Here is a 20134-nt window from a genome sequence, read left to right on the forward strand (position 1 = left end):
TGCTTATAATGCCCAGCGTTTTTTTCTGCTTTTTACTGCCAGCGCGGTCCGTTCCGTGTGTAGCCGGAACCCCGTCGCCAAATTCATTCTTTGCCCTGGATGTCCAAACGCCTTGATTCGTCTGCTGAAATTTTTCGGTTGGTCCATCGTCGCCGTTTTCTGCGGACTGCTTTTAGGTCTCAGCGGCGCGTTTCTTTACCTTAGTCCGGGTTTGCCGTCTGTGGAGGCGCTGAGAAGCATTCAGTTGCAGATTCCACTGCGGGTTTACAGCAGCGACAACAAGTTGATCGCAGAATTTGGCGAAATGCGCCGGACTCCGATCCGTTTCGCCGACATTCCCCCCAATTTCATTAATGCGTTACTAAGTGCTGAAGACGACAATTTCGCCAACCACTATGGCGTCGACCCGAGCAGTCTGATGCGCGCCGCGACCCAACTGGTCAAAAGCGGACACATTCAGTCCGGCGGCAGCACCATCACCATGCAGGTGGCAAAGAACTTCTTCCTGACCAGCGAGCGCAGCTTCTCGCGCAAAACCACCGAAATCCTGCTGGCCCTGCAAATCGAACGGCAGCTGACCAAGGACGAGATCCTTGAGCTGTACGTGAACAAAATCTATCTGGGCAACCGCGCCTACGGCATCGAGGCCGCAGCGCAGGTGTATTACGGCAAGTCGATCCGCGACGTCAGCCTGGCGCAGATGGCGATGATCGCCGGGCTGCCGAAAGCCCCGTCACGCTTCAACCCGCTGGCCAACCCGGCGCGCAGTAAAGAACGTCGCGACTGGATCCTCGGGCGCATGTACAAACTCGGCAAGATTTCCGAGGCTGACTACACCGCCGCGATCAACGAACCGCTAAACGCCAGCTATCACGTGCCGACCCCGGAAGTGAATGCACCGTATATCGCTGAAATGGCCCGCGCCGAAATGGTCGGTCGTTATGGCAGCGACGCTTACACCGAAGGTTTCCGCGTCACCACCACGGTGCCAAGCAATCTGCAGGAAATGGCCAACACCGCGCTGCACGAGGGTTTGATGACCTACGACCAGCGTCACGGCTACCGTGGTCCCGAATCGCGCCTGCCGGGCAAGACCCGCGAAGCCTGGGCCAGCGAGCTGACCAAGCAGCGCACCATCAGCAGCCTCGAACCGGCCATCGTCACCCAGGTCGAGAAAAATGGCCTGCAAGTGCTGACCCGTACCGGCGAAGAACACGTCGCCTGGGACACCATGAAGTGGGCGCGGCCGTTCCTCAATACCAACAGCATGGGCGCCGCCCCGCGCCAGCCGTCGGATGTGGCACAGATCGGTGATCTGGTTCGCGTACAGCGCCAGAAGGACAATTCGCTGAAGTTCAGTCAGATCCCGCAGGCGCAAGGCGCCCTGGTGTCGCTGGACCCGCAGAACGGCGCGATCCGCTCGCTGGTCGGCGGCTTTGCATTCGAACAGAGCAACTACAACCGTGCCCTGCAGGCCAAGCGTCAGCCGGGTTCGAGCTTCAAGCCGTTCGTCTACAGTGCCGCGCTGGACAGTGGCTACACTGCTGCCACGCTGGTCAACGACGCCCCGATCGTGTTCGTCGACGAGTACCTGGACAAGGTCTGGCGGCCAAAGAACGACACCAACACCTTCCTCGGCCCGATCCGCCTGCGCGAAGCGCTGTACAAGTCACGTAACCTGGTGTCGATCCGCCTGCTGCAGGCGATGGGCGTGGGCAAGACCATCGACTACATCACCCGCTTCGGTTTCAACAAGCAGGACCTGCCGCCGAACCTCTCGCTGGCGCTGGGTACGGCGACGCTGACGCCGATGGAAATCGCGACCGGCTGGAGCACTTTCGCCAACGGCGGCTTCAAGATCACCCCGTACATCATCGACAAGATTGAAAGTCGCAACGGCGACACGCTGTTCGCCGCCAATCCGCCGACCGTGCCGCAGGGTGTGTCGGCCACAGATGGCTTTGCCGCGCCGGCGTCTCAGCCGATCACCGTCAATGCGGCACCGGCGCCGGGTGAAGTCCCGGGCGCGGCCGCAGCACCACAAGCGCCGGCAGTGGCTGAGCGGATCGTCGATGGTCGCACCACGTACATTCTCAACAGCATGCTGCAGGACGTGATCAAGCTCGGCACCGGTCGCCGCGCGCTGGCCATGGGTCGCAGCGATATCGCCGGCAAAACCGGTACCACCAACGAATCGAAAGATGCCTGGTTCTCCGGTTACAACGCCGATTACGTGACCACGGTGTGGACCGGTTTCGACCAGCCAGAAAGCCTCGGTCGCCGCGAGTTCGGCGGCACCGTGGCCCTGCCGATCTGGATGAACTACATGTCGGCTGCGCTCAAGGACAAGCCGCCACACGTGCAGCCCGAGCCGGAAGGCATCCTCAGCCTGCGGGTGGATCCGGTCAGCGGTCGTGCGGCGACACCGAGCACGCCGGGCGCTTACTTCGAGCTGTTCAAGTCGGAAGACACGCCGCCCTCGGTGAATGAACTGGGCAACGGCACCGTACCGGGCAGCCCGCTGCCGGCGGATGAACAGGCGCCGATCGATTTGTTCTGATCCACCGTCACTGAAAAGCCCCGCCTTCGTGAGAAGCGCGGGGCTTTTTATTACCTGAAGATCAAAAGCCCCTCACCCTAACCCTCTCCCGGAGGGAGAGGGGACTGACCGAGTTGTCTGGGGTCATACACCAACCTGAAAGTGTGGTGTCGATTATGGATTCGGCACAGCACTTTCAGGTCGGCGCAACTCCCGAGCATCCCCCAATCAGTCCCCTCTCCCTCCCGGAGGAAGAGGGGACTGACCGAGTTGTCTGGGGTAATGCACCGACCTGAAAGTGTGGTGTCGACTATAGATTCGGCACAGCACTTTCAGGTCGGCGCAACTCTGGAGCATCCCCCAATCAGCCCCCTCTCCCTCCCGGAGGGAGAGGGGACTGACCGAGTTGTCTGGGGTCATACACCGACCTGAAAGTGTGGTGTCGACTATAGATTCGGCACAGCACTTTCAGGTCGGCGCAACTCTGGAGCATCCCCCAATCAGCCCCCTCTCCCTCCCGGAGGGAGAGGGGACTGACCGAGTTGTCTGGGGTCATACACCGACCTGAAAGTGTGGTGTCGATTATGGATTCAGCACAGCACTTTCAGGTCGGCGCAACTCCCGAGCATCCCCCAATCAGTCCCCTCTCCCTCTGGGAGAGGGCTAGGGTGAGGGGCTCTTGATCTTCAGGCATAAAAAAGCCCCGACTCTCACAAGCCGGGGCTTTTGTTTGAAGCGCTACAACGACTTAGCCGTTGAACACGTCATCCACGCTTTTCAGCGGGTAGTTCTTCGGATACGGCAGGGTGGCCACACCGGTCTCGATCGCGGCTTTGGCCACAGCGTCGGAGATCAGGGTGATCAGGCGCTTGTCCATTGGCTTCGGAATGATGTACTCACGACCGAATTCCAGCGGGGCACCACCGTAGGCATCGCACACGTCTTGCGGCACTGGCAGTTTGGCCAGTTCACGCAGGGCGTTGGCCGCGGCCACTTTCATTTCTTCGTTGATGCGCTTGGCGCGAACGTCCAGGGCACCACGGAAGATGAACGGGAAGCCCAGTACGTTGTTGACCTGGTTCGGGTAGTCGGAACGACCGGTGGCCATGATCACATCGCTGCGGGTAGCGTGTGCCAGTTCCGGGGAGATTTCCGGATCCGGGTTCGAGCAGGCGAAGACGATCGGGTTGGCCGCCATCGACAGCAGGCCTTCAGCGCTCAGCAGGTTCGGGCCGGACAGACCGACGAACACGTCAGCGCCTTTCAGAGCGTCAGCCAGGCTGCGCTTGTCGGTGGCGTGAGCGAATACCGCTTTGTACTGGTTCAGGTCGTCACGGCCGGAGTGGATCACGCCGGTACGGTCAACCATGAAGATGTTTTCGATTTTTGCGCCCATGCTCACCAGCAACTTCATGCAGGAGATGGCCGCAGCGCCAGCGCCGAGGCAGACGATCTTCGCTTCCGGCAGGGTTTTGCCGGCGATTTCCAGGGCGTTGATCATGCCCGCAGCGGTCACGATCGCGGTGCCGTGCTGGTCATCGTGGAATACCGGAATGTCGCACTGCTCGATCAGAGCACGTTCGATCTCGAAGCACTCAGGTGCCTTGATGTCTTCCAGGTTGATGCCACCGAAGGTGATGGAGATGCGTTTTACGGTGTCGATGAAGGCTTGCGGGCTTTCGGAGTCGACTTCGATATCGAACACGTCGATACCGGCGAAGCGCTTGAACAGTACGCCTTTACCTTCCATTACCGGCTTGGAAGCCAGCGGGCCGAGGTTACCCAGACCCAGAATCGCGGTGCCATCGGAAATGACTGCAACCAGGTTGCCCTTGCCGGTGTATTTGTAGGCCAGTTCAGGATCGCGAGCGATCTCACGCACTGGTTCAGCTACGCCGGGGCTGTAGGCCAGCGACAGGTCGCGGGCGGTAGCAGTGGCCTTGGTGAGCTCGACACTCAGCTTCCCTGGACGAGGATTGGCATGATATTCGAGAGCGGCAGTTTTCAGATCAGACATTTTGGCATTCCGCTTTTTACTGTTGGACAGACTGGTCAGCGAGGATACGCGCCTCGCAAAGTCCCCACAAGACTGAGCAGTCACCCCTGTCAAGCGCCCTGTCCTACGACTTTGGGCCAAGAGCCACGGCGCACAAGGGCTGGACTGTTCACAATCGACAGAAAAAATGTCTACAATTTTTCTTCAGCGAGAACTGCGCATCATGGCCGGATCGGTCAACGGAAGCAGCCAGCGCGGCTGGCCCGCCTGCAATCCACCGCGCCGCGAACGGTCGACCACCCAGCCCCGGGCCTCGATCTGCCTGCCCTGCAGCGCTTGCAAGCGCGCCATGTCGAATTGTCCGACGAGATTGGGTGCAACACGCAATACAACGGCGCCCTGCAACTCGATCCAGACTCCGCCCCGATTGCGCTGCACTTTGCTCACACGACCGCTGAGCACGGCGAAACCCGAGCGCTGGATCTGCTCCGCTTTCAGTACAGGTGACTGTCGCCAAAGGCCTCGGCCAGCCTGTCGCGCACTGCGTTCGGCAGCCTGCTGACAGGCAACAAGATCGACATTCGGCGCTACCGCGACCTGGAAGCCAAGACCGTCAGCCAGCATTTGCGCCTCAAGGTTGGCGCCGCTGACGTTATAGAGGTGGGCGAGCGTACGCCCGTAATGGTCTTTCGCTTGCTTGCCGGGGAGCACAACGACTTGTCCGCCACTGTCATCAATCAACGCTTGCAGACGCTGGCGTGCCGCCACGGCAAAAGGTTCATCGCTGCGACCCTGCTTGCCCAATTCCGGCGTGTTGAGGCCGATCATGCGCACACTGCGGCCATCGCTCAGGCGCACCGTGTCACCATCAACGACGCGCTGTACGGCGACGCTCGGCAACCCCACAGGCGCCGGACAGAAGGCCTGAGCCCCGGAAAGCCAAATCGCGGACACAAAAAAGGCGCCCGCAAGGGACGCCTTTTTCATCAGACCGGAAAAGCCGCTGAGGTTTTCCAGAATGAAGGGCCTTAGGCCTTTTTCGCGCCGAAAGCACCGAAACGGTCGGCGAACTTCTGAACGCGACCACCGGTGTCCAGAGTCTTCTGCTTACCGGTGTAGAACGGGTGGCATTCGTTGCAAACGTCGATCGCCAGGGCTTTGCCGAAGGTCGAACGAGTTTCGAACTTGTTACCGCACGAGCAGGTAACAGCGATTTCTGGGTAATTCGGGTGGATATCAGCTTTCATGATGTCTTCCTCAGCTAGCGTGCCGCCACCCAACACGATTGTTGAATACCGCACGTAATTAGGCCGCGGATTCTACCAGACAATGTCAATCGCGCAAGCTGTCCCTGAGACCGACCGTCTGCTAGGCTCCCGGCCTTGAACGTACTCCACTGTGGGAGCGAGCTTGCTCGCGAATGCGGTGTGCCAGTTGATGACTCAGTGCCTGACACACCGCGTTCGCGAGCAAGCTCGCTCCCACAATTGATCTGCGCTCACTACCTTATTTTGCGCTTATAGAGATCCCCCCGCGTGCCCGACGCCATTCTGCGCCTCGCCCTGCCTTCGCCCTTGCGCCGCCTGTTCGACTATCGGGCGCCGGCCGGCGTGCTGCGCGCCCAGTTGCAACCGGGCATGCGCCTGCGGGTGCCGTTCGGGCGACGGGAGATGATCGGGATTCTGGTCGAGATCACCGACACCAGCGAAGTACCGGCAGAAAAACTCAAACCGGCGCTGGCCCTGCTTGATGCCGAGCCGCCGTTGCCGCCAGCACTGTTCAAGCTGTGCCTGTGGACGTCGCAGTATTACCAGCACAGCCTCGGCGACACCTTGAGCTGGGCCCTGCCGGTATTACTGCGCCAGGGCGAACTGGCCGAGGCCCGCCAGGAGCGCTTCTGGTCGGTCGTACCTGGCGCCAGCCTCGATGATCCGCGCATCGCCCGCGCCCCGCGCCAGCGTGAAGCACTGGCGACACTGGCGCAGCACCCGCACGGTGTGGCCCATCAGTTGTTGAGCAAACTGATGCTGAGCAAAGACAGCCTCGACCTGCTGCTGGCGAAGAACCTGGTGCAAGTGGAGATCCGGCGCCACGCCCCCGGCGTTCGCCATGAACACTGGCTGGCCCAGCCGGAGTTGCCACTCAACACCGAACAACGCGCCGCTTACGAAGCAATCCGGGCCGGGTTCGACAGCTATCACGCTTTTCTGCTGGCCGGGGTCACGGGCAGCGGCAAGACCGAAGTCTATTTACAGCTGATCCGCGAAACCCTCGAAGCCGGCAAACAGGCGCTGGTGCTGATCCCGGAGATCAACCTCGGCCCGCAAACCCTGGCGCGCTTCGAACAGCGTTTCAATGCGCGCATCGCCTTGCTGCATTCGGCCGTCAACGACCGCGAACGCCTTGACGCCTGGCTCGCGGCCCGTGATGGCGAGGCCGACATTATTATCGGCACCCGCTCGGCGCTGTTCACCCCAATGAAGAACCCGGGGCTGATCATCATCGACGAAGAGCACGACGGCTCTTATAAGCAGCAGGAAGGTTTGCGCTACCACGCCCGGGATCTGGCACTGGTACGCGCACGGCAGGAAAACATCCCGATCGTCCTCGGCTCCGCCACGCCTTCGCTGGAAAGCCTGCACAACGCCTACACTGGACGGTATGGGCTCCTGCGCCTGAATGAGCGTGCCGGCGGTGCCAAGCAACCCCGTTTCTTGCGGCTGGATGTGAAAAGCCGTCCACTGGACAGCGGCATTTCCGGACCGATGCAGCAAGCCATCGGCCAGACCCTCGCCAATGGCCAACAAGTGCTGGTGTTCCTCAACCGTCGCGGTTTCGCCCCGACGTTGCTGTGCCACGATTGCGGCTGGATGTCCGAGTGTTCGCGCTGTGACGCGCGGATGACCGTGCACCAACGCTACGGCGAATTGCGCTGCCATCACTGCGGTTATGTCGAACGCACGCCGCGCCAGTGCCCGAAGTGCAACAAGGTCGATCTGCGCCCGGTGGGCGCCGGCACCGAGCGGGCCGAAGAGCGGCTGGCGATTCTGTTTCCCGATTACCCGGTGCTGCGGGTCGATCGCGACAGCACCTCGCGCAAGGACGCGATGAATCAGTTGTTCGCGACGATCCAGAAGGGTCAGCCGTGCATTCTGGTCGGCACGCAGATGCTGGCCAAGGGGCACCATTTTCCGCGCGTCACGCTGGTGTCGATCCTCGATGCCGATGGCGGCCTGTTCTCCGGCGACTTCCGCGCCAGTGAGCGTATGGCGCAGTTGATCGTGCAGGTGGCCGGGCGCGCCGGGCGGGCAGAAGAGCCGGGCAAGGTGATCATCCAGACACACCTGGCCGACCATCCTTTATTGGTGCAGTTGACCGAGCAGGGTTATTTCGCCTTTGCCGAGCAGGCCCTGAGTGAGCGCCGCGCTGCGGGGCTGCCGCCGTTTGCGCATCTGGCGCTGTTGCGTGCCGAAGCGCACAAGCCGGGGCAGGCTGAAGGCTTTCTCGATGAAGCGTGCAGCGAGGCCGAACGCTTGCTGGCCGAGCAGCATCTGAGCGGGATTGAGTTGCTCGGGCCGGTGCCGGCGCCGATGGAACGGCGGGCCGGGCGCTATCGCGCGCAGTTGTTGTTGCAGGCGACAGCACGAGCGCCTCTGCATCGGTTGCTCGCCAGTTGGTTGCTGGTGCTGGAGCAGATGCCGAGCGGGCGGGCGGTGCGCTGGTCGCTGGATGTTGATCCGGTCGATTTGTACTGAAGCTCAATAGATCGCTGCCGCAGACTGCGATCTTTTGCCTTTGATGTCACCACATATCCATAAGCGGCCTGCTAAGGTTGGCAAGCCCGTCTTCGCAACGGATAATGCCCAGTTTTTCCACCCGCGCATTGATGCGCCGCCGCGCTTGCGGTCGAAAGAGAAGACCATGAAAGACACCATTCGCCAGCTGATCCAACAAGCCCTCACCCAACTCGTCAACGAAGGTGTGTTGCCTGAAGGCCTGTCGCCGGCGATTCAGGTGGAGAACGCCCGCGACAAGACCCACGGCGACTTCGCCAGCAACATCGCCATGATGCTGGCCAAGCCTGCGGGCATGAAGCCGCGCGATCTGGCGGAAAAAATCATCGCCGCGCTGCCGGCCGACGAAAACGTCACCAAGGCCGAAATCGCCGGCCCGGGCTTCATCAATTTCTTCCAGAACACCCAGGCCCTGGCCAATCGCCTCGATGCCGCCCTGGCCGACGCTCACGTCGGCGTGCGCAAGGCCGGCCCGGCGCAGCGCACCGTGGTTGACCTGTCGGCGCCGAACCTGGCCAAAGAGATGCACGTCGGCCACTTGCGCTCGACCATCATCGGCGACGGCGTGGCCCGCGTGCTGGAATTCCTCGGCGACGACGTGATCCGCCAGAACCACGTGGGCGACTGGGGCACCCAGTTCGGCATGTTGATGGCTTATCTGCAGGAAAACCCGATCACCAGCGACGAGCTGTCCGACCTGGAAAACTTCTACCGCGCCGCCAAGCAGCGTTTCGACGAGTCCGAAGAGTTCGCCGACCGTGCCCGTGGTCTGGTGGTCAAGCTGCAGGCCGGCGACGCCGAGTGCCTGGCGCTGTGGACCAAGTTCAAGGACATCTCGCTGTCGCACTGCCAGAAGATCTACGAACTGCTCAACGTCAAACTGACCATGGCCGACGTGATGGGCGAAAGCGCCTACAACGACGACTTGATAAATGTGGTAAACGACCTGAAAGCCGCCGGCATGCTGGTCGAGAGCAACGGCGCCCAGTGCGTGTTCCTCGACGAGTTCAAGAACGCCGACGGCGACCCGCTGCCGGTGATCATCGTCAAGGCCGACGGCGGCTACCTGTACGCCACCACTGACCTGGCGGCTGTGCGCTACCGCAGCGGCAAGCTCAAGGCCGACCGCGCGCTGTACTTCGTCGACCAGCGTCAGGCCCTGCACTTCCAGCAAGTGTTTGCCGTGGCGCGCAAGGCCGGTTTTGTCACCCATCCGATGGAGATGGAGCACATGGGCTTCGGCACCATGAACGGCGCCGATGGCCGTCCGTTCAAGACCCGTGACGGCGGCACCGTGAAGCTGATCGACCTGCTCACCGAAGCACAGGAACGTGCCTACAACCTGGTGAAAGAAAAGAACCCGGAACTGGCCGAAGACGAACTGCGCAACATCGCCAAGGTGGTCGGCATCGGTGCGGTGAAATACGCCGACCTGTCGAAACACCGCACCAGCGACTACAGCTTCAACTTCGACCTGATGCTCAACTTCGAAGGCAATACCGCGCCGTACCTGCTGTACGCCTATACCCGTGTGGCCGGGGTGTTCCGCAAACTGGGCAAGGACTTCAGCGAAGTCGATGGCCAGATCGTGCTGGAAGCCGCGCACGAGCAAGAGCTGGCGGCGAAACTTGCGCAGTTCGGCGAAGTGCTGAACAACGTGTCCGACAAAGGCACGCCGCACATTCTCTGCACCTATCTGTACGACGTTGCCGGCCTGTTCTCCAGCTTCTACGAGAACTGCCCGATCCTCGCCGCCGAAACGCCGGCCCAGATGCAGAGCCGTCTGCGTCTGGCCGCGCTGACCGGTCGTACTCTCAAGCAAGGCCTGGAACTGTTGGGCCTGGAAACTCTGGAGCGTATGTAAGTTGGCTGCCAAGAAAAAACCTGCACCCAAGCGTGGCGCCAGCCGTTACCAAGCTCCTGCGAAGCAACCGATTCCGGGTTGGCTGTGGATGGCCATCGGCCTGACGGTCGGCGCGTTCATCGTGTTCCTGATGAAACTGGAGCCGGGCAAGGGCAGCGACACGGTCAAGCGCGAGAAGGTCGAACAGGCGCAGCAGCAGAAAGCGTCGAAGATCGCCGAGGCCAACAAGACCCCGCCGAGCCCGACGCAACCGGTGAAGCCGAAGTACGACTTCTACACCCTGCTGCCGGAATCGGAAGTGATCGTGCCGCCGGACGCCGTGCCGGAGAAAACCCTGCCGACGCCGCAAGTGCCGGCGATCCCGACGACGCCGGTCACCCCTGCGGAAGCGGCGAAGATCGACACCGCGCGCGCGCAGGCAGCACTGGCCGGGATCACCCCGCCGCCAGCGCCACCGGTGAGCAAAGCGGCGCCCGTGACCAAATTCTTCCTCCAGGCGGGTTCGTTCCGCAAAGAGGCGGATGCCGACAAGGTCCGTGCACAGATCATTCTGCTCGGCCAGGCCGTGGCGGTTGAGTCCGGCACCGTGAAGGATGAGACCTGGTACCGCGTATTGGTCGGCCCGTTCAGCAACCGCGAACAACTGACCACGGCCCAGAAACAACTGGCCGGCGCCGGCTTCAGCAACCTGTTGTTACAACAGCGCCAGAGCCGCTGATAGTCTCCCGTGGGCGCCTCACTTTTTGGTTGCCCACAATCCCTGTGGCGAGGGGATTTATCCCCGCTGGGTCGCGAAGCGGCCCCAAAACCAGCAATTGCGGTGCATCAGGCCCACCGCGAAGGATGGTTTGGCGACTGCTTCGCAGCCGAACGGCGATAAATCCCCTCGCCACAGTCAACACACACCATTCGTCTCCCATTGCCCTCCCCGGTTGAAATCCTCTCCAGCACCCCCATATGAATGGGCATAAGGCATTTTCGCCCCGCTGCGTGGAGACTCTCCCTTGACCACCATCGTTTCAGTCCGCCGCCACGGCAAAGTCGTCATGGGCGGCGACGGCCAGGTTTCTCTCGGCAATACCGTGATGAAAGGCAACGCCAAAAAGGTGCGTCGCCTGTACCACGGCCAGGTCATCGCCGGTTTCGCCGGTGCCACCGCCGACGCCTTTACCCTGTTCGAACGTTTCGAAGGCCAACTCGAGAAACATCAGGGCCACCTGATCCGCGCCGCCGTCGAACTCGCCAAAGAATGGCGCACCGACCGCTCCCTGAGCCGCCTCGAAGCCATGCTCGCGGTCGCCAACAAGGACGCATCCCTGATCATCACCGGCAACGGCGACGTGGTCGAACCCGAGAATGGCCTGATCGCCATGGGTTCCGGTGGCGGTTACGCCCAGGCTGCGGCCAGCGCGCTGTTGAAAAAGACCGACCTGTCGGCCCGTGAAATCGTCGAAACCGCACTGGGCATCGCTGCCGACATCTGCGTATTCACCAACCACACTCAGACCATTGAGGAGCAGGATCTCGCTGAAGAAGCCTGATACGGCCCCTGTGCCACGGCTTGTTTCTGCTTGAGGACCGTCAATTACTATGTCCATGACTCCCCGCGAAATCGTCCACGAACTCAACCGCCATATCATCGGCCAGGACGATGCCAAGCGCGCCGTCGCGATTGCCCTGCGCAACCGCTGGCGCCGCATGCAGCTGCCTGAAGAGCTGCGCGTTGAAGTGACCCCGAAAAACATCCTGATGATCGGCCCGACCGGTGTCGGTAAAACCGAGATCGCCCGTCGTTTGGCGAAACTGGCCAACGCGCCGTTCATCAAAGTCGAAGCGACCAAGTTCACCGAAGTCGGCTACGTCGGCCGTGACGTCGAATCGATCATCCGTGATCTGGCCGACGCCGCGATCAAGATGCTTCGCGAGCAGGAAATGACTCGCGTGCGTCATCGCGCCGAAGACGCTGCCGAGGACCGTATCCTCGACGCACTGCTGCCGCCGGCGCGCATGGGCTTTAGCAATGAAGAAGCGCCGAGCACCGACTCCAACACCCGTCAGCTGTTCCGCAAGCGCCTGCGCGAAGGTCAGCTGGATGACAAGGAAATCGAGATCGAAGTGGCCGAGGTGTCCGGCATCGAAATCGCCACGCCGCCTGGCATGGAGGAGATGACCAACCAGCTGCAATCGCTGTTCGCCAATATGGGCAAGGGCAAGAAGAAGGCGCGCAAGCTCAAGGTCAAAGAAGCACTGAAGCTGGTGCGCGACGAAGAAGCCGGGCGCCTGGTCAACGAAGAAGAGCTGAAAGCCAAGGCGCTGGAAGCCGTTGAACAGCACGGCATCGTGTTCATCGACGAGATCGACAAGGTCGCCAAGCGCGGCAATGTCGGCGGTGCCGATGTGTCCCGTGAGGGCGTACAGCGCGACCTGCTGCCGCTGATCGAAGGCTGCACCGTCAACACCAAACTGGGCATGGTCAAGACTGACCACATCCTGTTCATTGCGTCCGGCGCGTTCCACCTGAGCAAGCCGAGCGACCTGGTGCCTGAACTTCAGGGTCGTCTGCCGATCCGCGTCGAACTCAAGGCCCTGAGCCCGGAAGACTTCGAACGCATCCTCAGCGAACCGCATGCATCGCTCACCGAGCAATACTGCGCGCTGTTGAAAACCGAAGGCCTGAACATCCAGTTCCAGCCGGAAGGCATCAAGCGTCTGGCGGAGATCGCCTGGCAGGTCAACGAGAAGACCGAGAACATCGGTGCCCGTCGCCTGCACACCCTGCTTGAGCGTCTGCTCGAAGAGGTGTCGTTCAGTGCCGGCGACCTCGCCAGCACGCACGATGAAAAGCCGATTCTGATCGACGCCGAGTACGTCAACAGCCACCTCGGCGAATTGGCGCAGAACGAAGACCTGTCCCGCTACATTCTGTAGAGCGGCAAGCCGCAAGCTGCGAGCGGCAAGCTGAGTTAAGCTTGCCGCTTGTAGCTCGCAGCTGAAGGCTTTTCCTATGATTCCTACCGACATCAAACTGCACAAAGCCTCGAAAACCCTGACGCTCACTTACGCGTCCGGCGAGGAGTACACCCTGCCCGCCGAATTCCTGCGCGTGCATTCCCCCTCCGCCGAGGTCCAGGGCCACGGCAAACCGATCCTGCAATTCGGCAAGATCAACGTCGGTCTGAGCAAGCTGGAACCGGCCGGTCACTACGCACTGAAACTGACCTTCGACGACGGCCACGACAGCGGCTTGTTCACTTGGGATTATCTCTACGAACTGGGGCGACGTTATGACGCACTCTGGGCCGACTATCTCGCTGAACTCAAAGCCGCCGGAAAAACCCGCGATCCGGACGAGTCGATCGTCAAGCTGATGCTCTAGTCCGAGACTCTTGCTCTTTAGAGGGCATTTTCTAAATTCATCTGTTTGAATGCTCCGCTGTGTGGCCGAGGATCGGCCCGCTTGCGAAAAAAATTAAACTCGGGTAACCAATGGAGCTGGCAAGTTCCCTGCAGTGCTCTACGACTGTAAAGCAGCTATGCAGAATTAACGGTCACCCGAGCAGTAGTACCTGGCATTGGCTGTGGAACTGCACAGTGCAAAACCGGGTACTCGTCTCAGGACAATGGAGCGTCGTAGATGAGTAACAAGAATAACGATGACCTGAAGTACCAAGCCTCGGAAAACACCCTGGGGCTTAATCCCGTCGTTGGGCTACGCGGAAAGGATCTGCTGGCCTCTGCTCGTATGGTGCTGAGACAGGCCATAAAACAACCGATCCATAGCGTCAGGCACGTCACCCATTTCGGCCTCGAACTGAAGAACGTGTTGTTTGGCAAATCCGAACTGCAACCGGCTGGCGATGACCGTCGCTTCACCGATCCTGCGTGGAGCCAGAACCCGCTCTACAAACGTTATCTGCAAACTTACCTGGCGTGGCGCAAGGAACTCCACGCCTGGATTGATGACAGCAACCTCTCACCCAAAGACATCGCGCGCGGCCACTTCGTCATCAATCTGATGACCGAAGCGATGGCCCCGACCAACACCGCCGCCAACCCGGCCGCGGTAAAACGCTTCTTCGAGACCGGCGGCAAAAGCCTGCTCGACGGTCTCTCGCATCTGGCCAAGGATCTGGTGCACAACGGCGGTATGCCGAGCCAGGTCAACATGGGCGCGTTCGAAGTCGGCAAGAGCCTCGGCGTGACCGAAGGCGCCGTGGTGTTTCGCAACGACGTGCTGGAACTGATCCAGTACAAGCCGATCACCGAGCAGGTCCACGAGCGTCCACTGCTGGTGGTACCGCCACAGATCAACAAGTTCTACGTATTCGATTTGAGCCCGGACAAGAGCCTGGCGCGTTTCTGCCTGCGCAATAACGTGCAGACGTTCATCGTCAGCTGGCGCAACCCGACCAAGGCCCAGCGCGAGTGGGGCCTGTCGACCTACATTGATGCGCTCAAGGAAGCGGTCGACGTGGTCACGGCGATCACCGGCAGCAAAGACGTGAACATGCTCGGCGCCTGCTCCGGTGGCATCACTTGCACCGCCCTGCTCGGCCACTACGCCGCCCTCGGCGAGAACAAGGTCAACGCGCTGACCCTGCTGGTCAGCGTGCTCGACACCACCCTCGACAGCGACGTGGCCCTGTTCGTCGACGAGCAGACCCTGGAGACCGCCAAGCGTCACTCGTACCAGGCCGGTGTGCTCGAAGGCAAAGACATGGCCAAGGTTTTCGCGTGGATGCGCCCCAACGACCTGATCTGGAACTACTGGGTCAACAACTACCTGCTCGGCAACGAGCCCCCGGTGTTCGACATCCTGTTCTGGAACAACGACACCACAAGGTTGCCCGCAGCGTTCCACGGCGACCTGATCGAGATGTTCAAAAACAACCCACTGATCCGCCCCAATGCACTGGAAGTGTGCGGTACGCCGATCGACCTCAAGCAGGTCACGGCCGACATCTTCTCGCTGGCCGGCACCAACGACCACATCACCCCATGGAAGTCCTGCTACAAGTCGGCGCAGCTGTTTGGTGGCAAAGTCGAGTTCGTGTTGTCGAGCAGCGGGCATATCCAGAGCATTCTGAATCCGCCGGGCAACCCGAAATCGCGCTACATGACCAGCGAAGGCATGGCCGCAAATGCCGATGAATGGCAAGAGAACTCGACCAAGCACACCGACTCCTGGTGGCTGTACTGGCAGGCGTGGCAGGCCGAGCGCTCGGGCAACCTGAAAAAGGCACCGACCAAACTGGGCAACAAAGCGTACGCGCCAGGTGAAGCATCGCCGGGCACTTACGTTCACGAGCGGTAAAACCTGTGGGAGCGAGCTTGCTCGCGAAAGCGTCGTGTCAGTCACCATCAATGTTGAATGATTGACCGCATTCGCGAGCAAGCTCGCTCCCACAGTTATAAATTTGAGAAACAGACTCCATCCACAGGGCCTGAAGCATGCCGCATCCGTTCATATTCCGTACCGTCGATCTGGATGGCCAGACCCTCCGCACTGCGGTACGCCCCGGCAAGCCTCATTTGACGCCCTTGCTGATTTTCAACGGCATCGGCGCCAACCTGGAGCTGGTGTTTCCGTTCGTCGCGGCGCTGGACCCGGATCTGGAAGTGATCGCCTTCGACGTGCCCGGTGTCGGCGGCTCATCGACGCCGAACCGGCCGTATCGCTTTCCCGGGCTGGCCAAGCTGACGGCGCGGATGCTCGACTACCTCGACTACGGTCAGGTCAACGTGATCGGCGTGTCCTGGGGCGGTGCGCTGGCCCAGCAGTTTGCCCACGACTACCCCGAGCGCTGCAAGAAACTGGTGCTGGCGGCGACCGCCGCCGGTGCGTTCATGGTGCCGGGCAAACCCAAGGTGCTGTGGATGATGGCCAGTCCACGGCGCTATATCCAACCCTCGCACGTGATCCGGATCGCGCCGCTGATCTATGGCGGCTCGTTCCGTCGCGACCCGACCCTGGCTGCCAGCCATGCCGCCAAGGTGCGTTCGGCGGGCAAGCTCGGTTACTACTGGCAACTGTTCGCCGGGCTGGGCTGGACCAGCATTCACTGGCTGCACAAGATCCACCAGCCGACGCTGGTGCTGGCCGGCGATGACGATCCACTGATCCCGCTGATCAACATGCGCATGCTCGCCTGGCGCATTCCCAATGCCCAACTGCACATCATCGACGACGGTCATCTGTTCCTGATTACCCGTGCCGAAGCGGTGGCGCCGATCATCATGAAATTTCTCCAGGAGGAACGTCAGCGTGCAGTGATGCACCCGCACCCGACACCGCTGGGCGGCTAGCTGCTGCGGCAGGCTTTATGCAAGCGTCAGGAAGTGCGCGGCAGGACGCCGCGCAGGCAGCAACCCGCAACAGCGACTATGGTGTTCTGGTTCGGTGAGTTTGTTTTTGGCCTGAAGACGAAGGAGTGTTGAGTCATGCGCGACAAACCAGCGACGGGCGTAGTGCCCAGCCCCGCCGTGTTCATCAACGCACAAAGTGCGATCACCGGCCTGCGTGGCCGGGATTTGATTTCGACCTTGCGCAGCGTGGCAGCCCATGGCCTGCGCAACCCGATCCACAGTGCGAAGCATGCCTTGAAGCTCGGCGGCCAACTGGGCCGTGTGCTCCTCGGCGAAACCCTGTACCCGACCAATCCGCAGGACAGCCGTTTCGCCGATCCGGCGTGGAGCCTCAATCCTTTTTACCGGCGCAGCCTGCAGGCCTACCTGGCCTGGCAAAAACAGGTCAAAAGCTGGATAGATGAAAGCAACATGAGCGACGACGATCGTGCCCGCGCGCACTTCGCCTTCACCCTGCTCAACGACGCCGTGGCGCCCTCCAACACCTTGCTCAACCCGCTGGCGGTCAAGGAGCTGTTCAACTCCGGCGGACACAGTCTGGTGCGTGGCCTCAGTCATCTGTTCGATGACTTGCTGCACAACGATGGCCTGCCACGGCAGGTGACCAAGCAGGCTTTCGAGGTCGGCAAGACCGTCGCCACCACCACCGGCTCGGTGGTATTTCGCAACGAGATGCTGGAGCTGATCCAGTACAAACCGATGAGCGAAAAGCAGTACGCCAAGCCGCTGCTGGTGGTGCCGCCGCAAATCAACAAGTACTACATTTTTGACCTGAGCCCGCACAACAGCTTCGTCCAGTACGCCCTGAAGAACGGCTTGCAGACCTTCATGATCAGCTGGCGCAACCCCGATGTCCGCCATCGCGAATGGGGCCTGTCGACCTACGTCGAAGCGGTAGAAGAAGCGATGAACATCTGCCGGGCGATCACCGGCGCGCGCGAAGTCAACCTGATGGGCGCCTGCGCCGGCGGCCTGACCATCGCGGCGCTGCAAGGTCACTTGCAGGCCAAGCGGCAACTGCGGCGGGTTTCCAGCGCGACCTATCTGGTCAGCCTGCTGGACAGCCAGATCGAGACCCCGGCCACCCTGTTCGCCGACGAGCAGACCCTGGAAGCCGCCAAGCGCCGCTCCTATCAGAAGGGTGTGCTCGATGGTCGTGACATGGCCAAGGTCTTCGCCTGGATGCGCCCCAACGATTTGATCTGGAGCTACTTCGTCAACAATTACCTGCTGGGCAAGGAGCCACCGGCCTTCGACATCCTCTACTGGAACAACGACAACACGCGCCTGCCGGCGGCATTTCACGGCGACCTGCTGGACTTCTTCAAGCACAACCCGTTGACCCATCCGGGCGGGCTCGAGGTGTGCGGCACGCCGATCGACCTGCAGAAAGTCACCGTCGACAGCTTCAGCGTCGCCGGCATGAACGACCACATCACCCCGTGGGATGCGGTGTATCGCTCGACCCTGCTGCTCGGTGGCGATCGACGCTTCGTGCTGTCCAACAGCGGCCATGTACAAAGCATCCTCAACCCGCCGAGCAATCCGAAGGCCGCCTACGTCGAGAACGGCAAGATGAGCAGCGACCCGCGCGCCTGGTACTACGACGGCAAACACGTCGAGGGCAGCTGGTGGCCGCAATGGCTGACATGGATTCAGGAACGCTCCGGGGCGCAGCACGAAACCCAGATGGCCCTCGGCAACCCGAACTATCCACCGATGGAGGCGGCACCCGGTACTTACGTGCGTGTGCGCTGACGCTTAACCGAATTTTTCTAAGAAGACTGGATGAAAACCCGCGACCGGATTCTCGAATGTGCTTTGCAGTTGTTCAATGAGAAAGGCGAGCCGAACGTCTCCACCATGGAGGTGGCCAACGAAATGGGGATCAGCCCCGGCAACCTCTATTACCACTTCCACGGCAAGGAGCCGTTGATTCTCGGCCTGTTCGAACGCTTCCAGAATGAGCTGGCGCCGCTGCTCGATCCGCCGGCCGATGTGGAGCTGGCGCCGGAAGACTACTGGCTGTTTCTGCACTTGATCGTCGAGCGCCTGGCGCAGTACCGCTTCCTCTTCCAGGACCTGTCGAACCTCGCCGGGCGCTTGCCGAAGCTGGCCAAGGGCATTCGTCATCTGCTCAATGCGCTGAAGCGCACACTCGCTTCGTTGCTTGCACGATTGAAGGCTTCGGGGCAACTGGTCAGTGATACGCAGGCGTTGGGGCAACTGGTGGAGCAGATCACTATGACGCTGCTGTTTTCGCTGGATTATCAGCGGATTCTGGATCGCGAAGGCGAGGTTCGTCTGGTGGTTTACCAGATCATGATGCTGGTGGCGCCGCATCTGCTGCCGCCGGTTAAGGTCGCCACGGAGCGGATGGCCCTGCAATACCTTGAAGATCACGACTGACGCAAAAGCCCCTCACCCTAGCCCTCCCGAAACGTCGGACCGCCCGGAGGGAGAGGGGACTGATTGGGGGATGCTTGAGATGTACGCCGACCTGCGGCTGTTTTGCCGAATCCATAGTCGACTCGGTCTGTCAGGTCGATGTTTGACGCAAGACTGCTCGGTCGGCTCCCTCTCCCTCCGGGCGGTCCGACGTTTCGGGAGGGCTGGGGTGAGGGTAAGCTTTTAAAAAGCACAAACAAAAACGCCCGACCTTCACAGGCCGGGCGTTTTGTTTTGCCCTGAAGAATCAGGACTGACTGGTTGGCGTCGACGGGGTCGATACAGCAGTCGGGGTGGCCGCCGGAGTCGGCGCTGCGGCGGAGTTCGACGCGCTGGCCGGAGCTGCCGGGGTGGCCGGTTTGGCTGCAGCAGGTGCGGCCGGTTTCGGCGCAGCGGCTTTCGGCGCGGCCGGTTTTTTCACTGCCGGTTTCTTCGCCGCAGCAGGTCTCGCTGCAGGCTTGGCAGCCGGTTTGGCGGCAGCGGTTTTGGCGGCGGGTTTAGCTGCAGTTTTGGTCGCAGGTTTTGCTGCCGGTTTCGCGGCGGCTTTAGCGGCAACCGGCTTGGCTGCGGCTTTGGCTGCTGGCTTGGCGGCGGCGGTTTTCGCAGCGGCTTTGGCTGCAGGCTTGGCCGCTGCTTTGGCCAGAGGCTTGGCGGCAGTTTTCGCAGCCGGTTTAGCCGCTGCGGTTTTCGCCGCTACCGGTTGGGTTTTCAGACCGGTGAGTTTCTCGATCTGCTTGGTCAGGGTTTCAACCTTGCTGTGCAGCGCTTTCACTTCATTGCGGCTTGGCACACCCAGGCGCGAAATCGCGCTGTTCAGGCGCTTGTCGAAAGCCCCTTCCAGCTCGTCCCACTTGCCCAGTGCGCGATCTTTCACGCCGCTGATGCGCGACTTGGCCGAAGAAGCGGAGTCCTTGGCGGCATCGACTTTTTTGCCGACTGCTGTCTTGGTGAGCTTCTCGGCTTTCTCGCCGTCTTTGACCAGTGACTCGAAGAGCTTGCTGCCGTCAGTGTCGATCTTCGAGTACACGCCTAAACCAGCCAGCCAGATTTTGCGGGAGTAGTCTTCGACTTTCCCAATCCACGAGCTGCCTTCTTTATCGGTGTTCTTTTTACCAGCCATCCCGTTC

General features: G+C 61.1%; 15 protein-coding genes. 11 read left to right on the top strand and 4 right to left on the bottom strand.

Going from position 1 to position 20134, the window contains the following annotated elements; translation table 11 throughout:
- Positions 1-115: 115 nt before the first annotated feature.
- Positions 116-2560 carry a penicillin-binding protein 1A gene (locus K5Y35_RS05285; RefSeq protein ID WP_409202052.1) on the top strand — a complete coding sequence of 815 codons (2445 nt, stop codon included), beginning with the start codon at positions 116-118 and terminating at the stop codon, positions 2558-2560.
- A 727-nt stretch (positions 2561-3287) separates the two neighbouring features.
- Here K5Y35_RS05285 and K5Y35_RS05290 read toward each other — a convergent pair.
- The 3 genes from K5Y35_RS05290 to rpmE all read right to left on the bottom strand — a co-directional run bounded on the left by K5Y35_RS05290 (position 3288) and on the right by rpmE (position 5782).
- The gene (locus K5Y35_RS05290; RefSeq protein ID WP_003220889.1) at positions 3288-4556 is read right to left on the bottom strand and encodes a malic enzyme-like NAD(P)-binding protein; all 1269 of its coding nucleotides are present in this window, start codon (positions 4554-4556) and stop codon (positions 3288-3290) included.
- Positions 4557-4739: 183 nt separating this feature from the next.
- Positions 4740-5522 (bottom strand): thermonuclease family protein, encoded by a 783-nt coding sequence (locus K5Y35_RS05295; RefSeq protein ID WP_222833827.1) that lies wholly within the window; start codon positions 5520-5522, stop codon positions 4740-4742.
- A gap of 41 nt (positions 5523-5563) precedes the next feature.
- On the bottom strand, positions 5564-5782 hold the full coding sequence (gene rpmE / locus K5Y35_RS05300; RefSeq protein WP_123470748.1) for a 50S ribosomal protein L31: 219 nt from the start codon (positions 5780-5782) through the stop codon (positions 5564-5566).
- Positions 5783-6070: 288 nt separating this feature from the next.
- Here rpmE and K5Y35_RS05305 point away from each other — a divergent pair, with 288 nt between their 5' ends.
- The 10 genes from K5Y35_RS05305 (at position 6071) to K5Y35_RS05350 (ending at position 18968) form a co-directional block, all read left to right on the top strand.
- The gene (locus K5Y35_RS05305) at positions 6071-8290 is read left to right on the top strand and encodes a primosomal protein N' (RefSeq protein ID WP_222833828.1); all 2220 of its coding nucleotides are present in this window, start codon (positions 6071-6073) and stop codon (positions 8288-8290) included.
- A gap of 166 nt (positions 8291-8456) precedes the next feature.
- Positions 8457-10193, top strand: a complete 1737-nt coding sequence (gene argS, locus K5Y35_RS05310; protein ID WP_123470744.1) for an arginine--tRNA ligase — start codon at positions 8457-8459, stop codon at positions 10191-10193.
- Position 10194: 1 nt separating this feature from the next.
- Positions 10195-10911 (top strand): SPOR domain-containing protein, encoded by a 717-nt coding sequence (locus K5Y35_RS05315; protein WP_123470742.1) that lies wholly within the window; start codon positions 10195-10197, stop codon positions 10909-10911.
- Between the two features lie 286 nt (positions 10912-11197).
- Positions 11198-11734 (top strand): ATP-dependent protease subunit HslV, encoded by a 537-nt coding sequence (hslV, locus tag K5Y35_RS05320; RefSeq protein WP_003220875.1) that lies wholly within the window; start codon positions 11198-11200, stop codon positions 11732-11734.
- Between the two features lie 49 nt (positions 11735-11783).
- Positions 11784-13121 (top strand): ATP-dependent protease ATPase subunit HslU, encoded by a 1338-nt coding sequence (hslU, locus tag K5Y35_RS05325; protein ID WP_123470740.1) that lies wholly within the window; start codon positions 11784-11786, stop codon positions 13119-13121.
- Between the two features lie 76 nt (positions 13122-13197).
- Complete coding sequence (locus K5Y35_RS05330; RefSeq protein WP_123470738.1) at positions 13198-13569, top strand: gamma-butyrobetaine hydroxylase-like domain-containing protein; 372 nt, start codon at positions 13198-13200, stop codon at positions 13567-13569.
- A 258-nt stretch (positions 13570-13827) separates the two neighbouring features.
- A complete protein-coding gene (phaC, locus tag K5Y35_RS05335; protein WP_222833829.1) occupies positions 13828-15507 on the top strand; it encodes a class II poly(R)-hydroxyalkanoic acid synthase in 1680 nt (559 codons plus the stop codon).
- A 137-nt stretch (positions 15508-15644) separates the two neighbouring features.
- The gene (phaZ, locus tag K5Y35_RS05340; RefSeq protein WP_123470735.1) at positions 15645-16499 is read left to right on the top strand and encodes a poly(3-hydroxyalkanoate) depolymerase; all 855 of its coding nucleotides are present in this window, start codon (positions 15645-15647) and stop codon (positions 16497-16499) included.
- 135 nt (positions 16500-16634) lie between these two features.
- The gene (phaC, locus tag K5Y35_RS05345) at positions 16635-18317 is read left to right on the top strand and encodes a class II poly(R)-hydroxyalkanoic acid synthase (RefSeq protein WP_123470734.1); all 1683 of its coding nucleotides are present in this window, start codon (positions 16635-16637) and stop codon (positions 18315-18317) included.
- Positions 18318-18347: 30 nt separating this feature from the next.
- Positions 18348-18968: a TetR/AcrR family transcriptional regulator gene (locus K5Y35_RS05350; protein WP_123470732.1), complete on the top strand. Its 621-nt coding sequence runs from the start codon at positions 18348-18350 to the stop codon at positions 18966-18968.
- Positions 18969-19254: 286 nt separating this feature from the next.
- Here K5Y35_RS05350 and K5Y35_RS05355 read toward each other — a convergent pair whose 3' ends face one another.
- The gene (locus K5Y35_RS05355; protein WP_222833830.1) at positions 19255-20127 is read right to left on the bottom strand and encodes a phasin family protein; all 873 of its coding nucleotides are present in this window, start codon (positions 20125-20127) and stop codon (positions 19255-19257) included.
- Between the last annotated feature and the right edge of the window lie 7 nt (positions 20128-20134).

This window comes from Pseudomonas sp. SC3(2021) (genome assembly GCF_019856535.1).
GTDB classification, from domain to species: domain Bacteria; phylum Pseudomonadota; class Gammaproteobacteria; order Pseudomonadales; family Pseudomonadaceae; genus Aquipseudomonas; species Aquipseudomonas monsensis.

Excerpts from the sequence above, each read along its gene's own strand:
- rpmE (WP_123470748.1), bottom strand. The coding sequence starts at position 5,782 with ATGAAAGCTGATATCCACCCGAATTACCCAGAAATCGCTGTTACCTGC.
- phaC (WP_222833829.1), top strand. The coding sequence starts at position 13,828 with ATGAGTAACAAGAATAACGATGACCTGAAGTACCAAGCCTCGGAAAAC.
- K5Y35_RS05295 (WP_222833827.1), bottom strand. The coding sequence starts at position 5,522 with ATGAAAAAGGCGTCCCTTGCGGGCGCCTTTTTTGTGTCCGCGATTTGG.
- K5Y35_RS05350 (WP_123470732.1), top strand. The coding sequence starts at position 18,348 with ATGAAAACCCGCGACCGGATTCTCGAATGTGCTTTGCAGTTGTTCAAT.
- K5Y35_RS05330 (WP_123470738.1), top strand. The coding sequence starts at position 13,198 with ATGATTCCTACCGACATCAAACTGCACAAAGCCTCGAAAACCCTGACG.
- hslU (WP_123470740.1), top strand. The coding sequence starts at position 11,784 with ATGTCCATGACTCCCCGCGAAATCGTCCACGAACTCAACCGCCATATC.
- K5Y35_RS05355 (WP_222833830.1), bottom strand. The coding sequence starts at position 20,127 with ATGGCTGGTAAAAAGAACACCGATAAAGAAGGCAGCTCGTGGATTGGG.
- phaC (WP_123470734.1), top strand. The coding sequence starts at position 16,635 with ATGCGCGACAAACCAGCGACGGGCGTAGTGCCCAGCCCCGCCGTGTTC.
- phaZ (WP_123470735.1), top strand. The coding sequence starts at position 15,645 with ATGCCGCATCCGTTCATATTCCGTACCGTCGATCTGGATGGCCAGACC.
- K5Y35_RS05290 (WP_003220889.1), bottom strand. The coding sequence starts at position 4,556 with ATGTCTGATCTGAAAACTGCCGCTCTCGAATATCATGCCAATCCTCGT.
- argS (WP_123470744.1), top strand. The coding sequence starts at position 8,457 with ATGAAAGACACCATTCGCCAGCTGATCCAACAAGCCCTCACCCAACTC.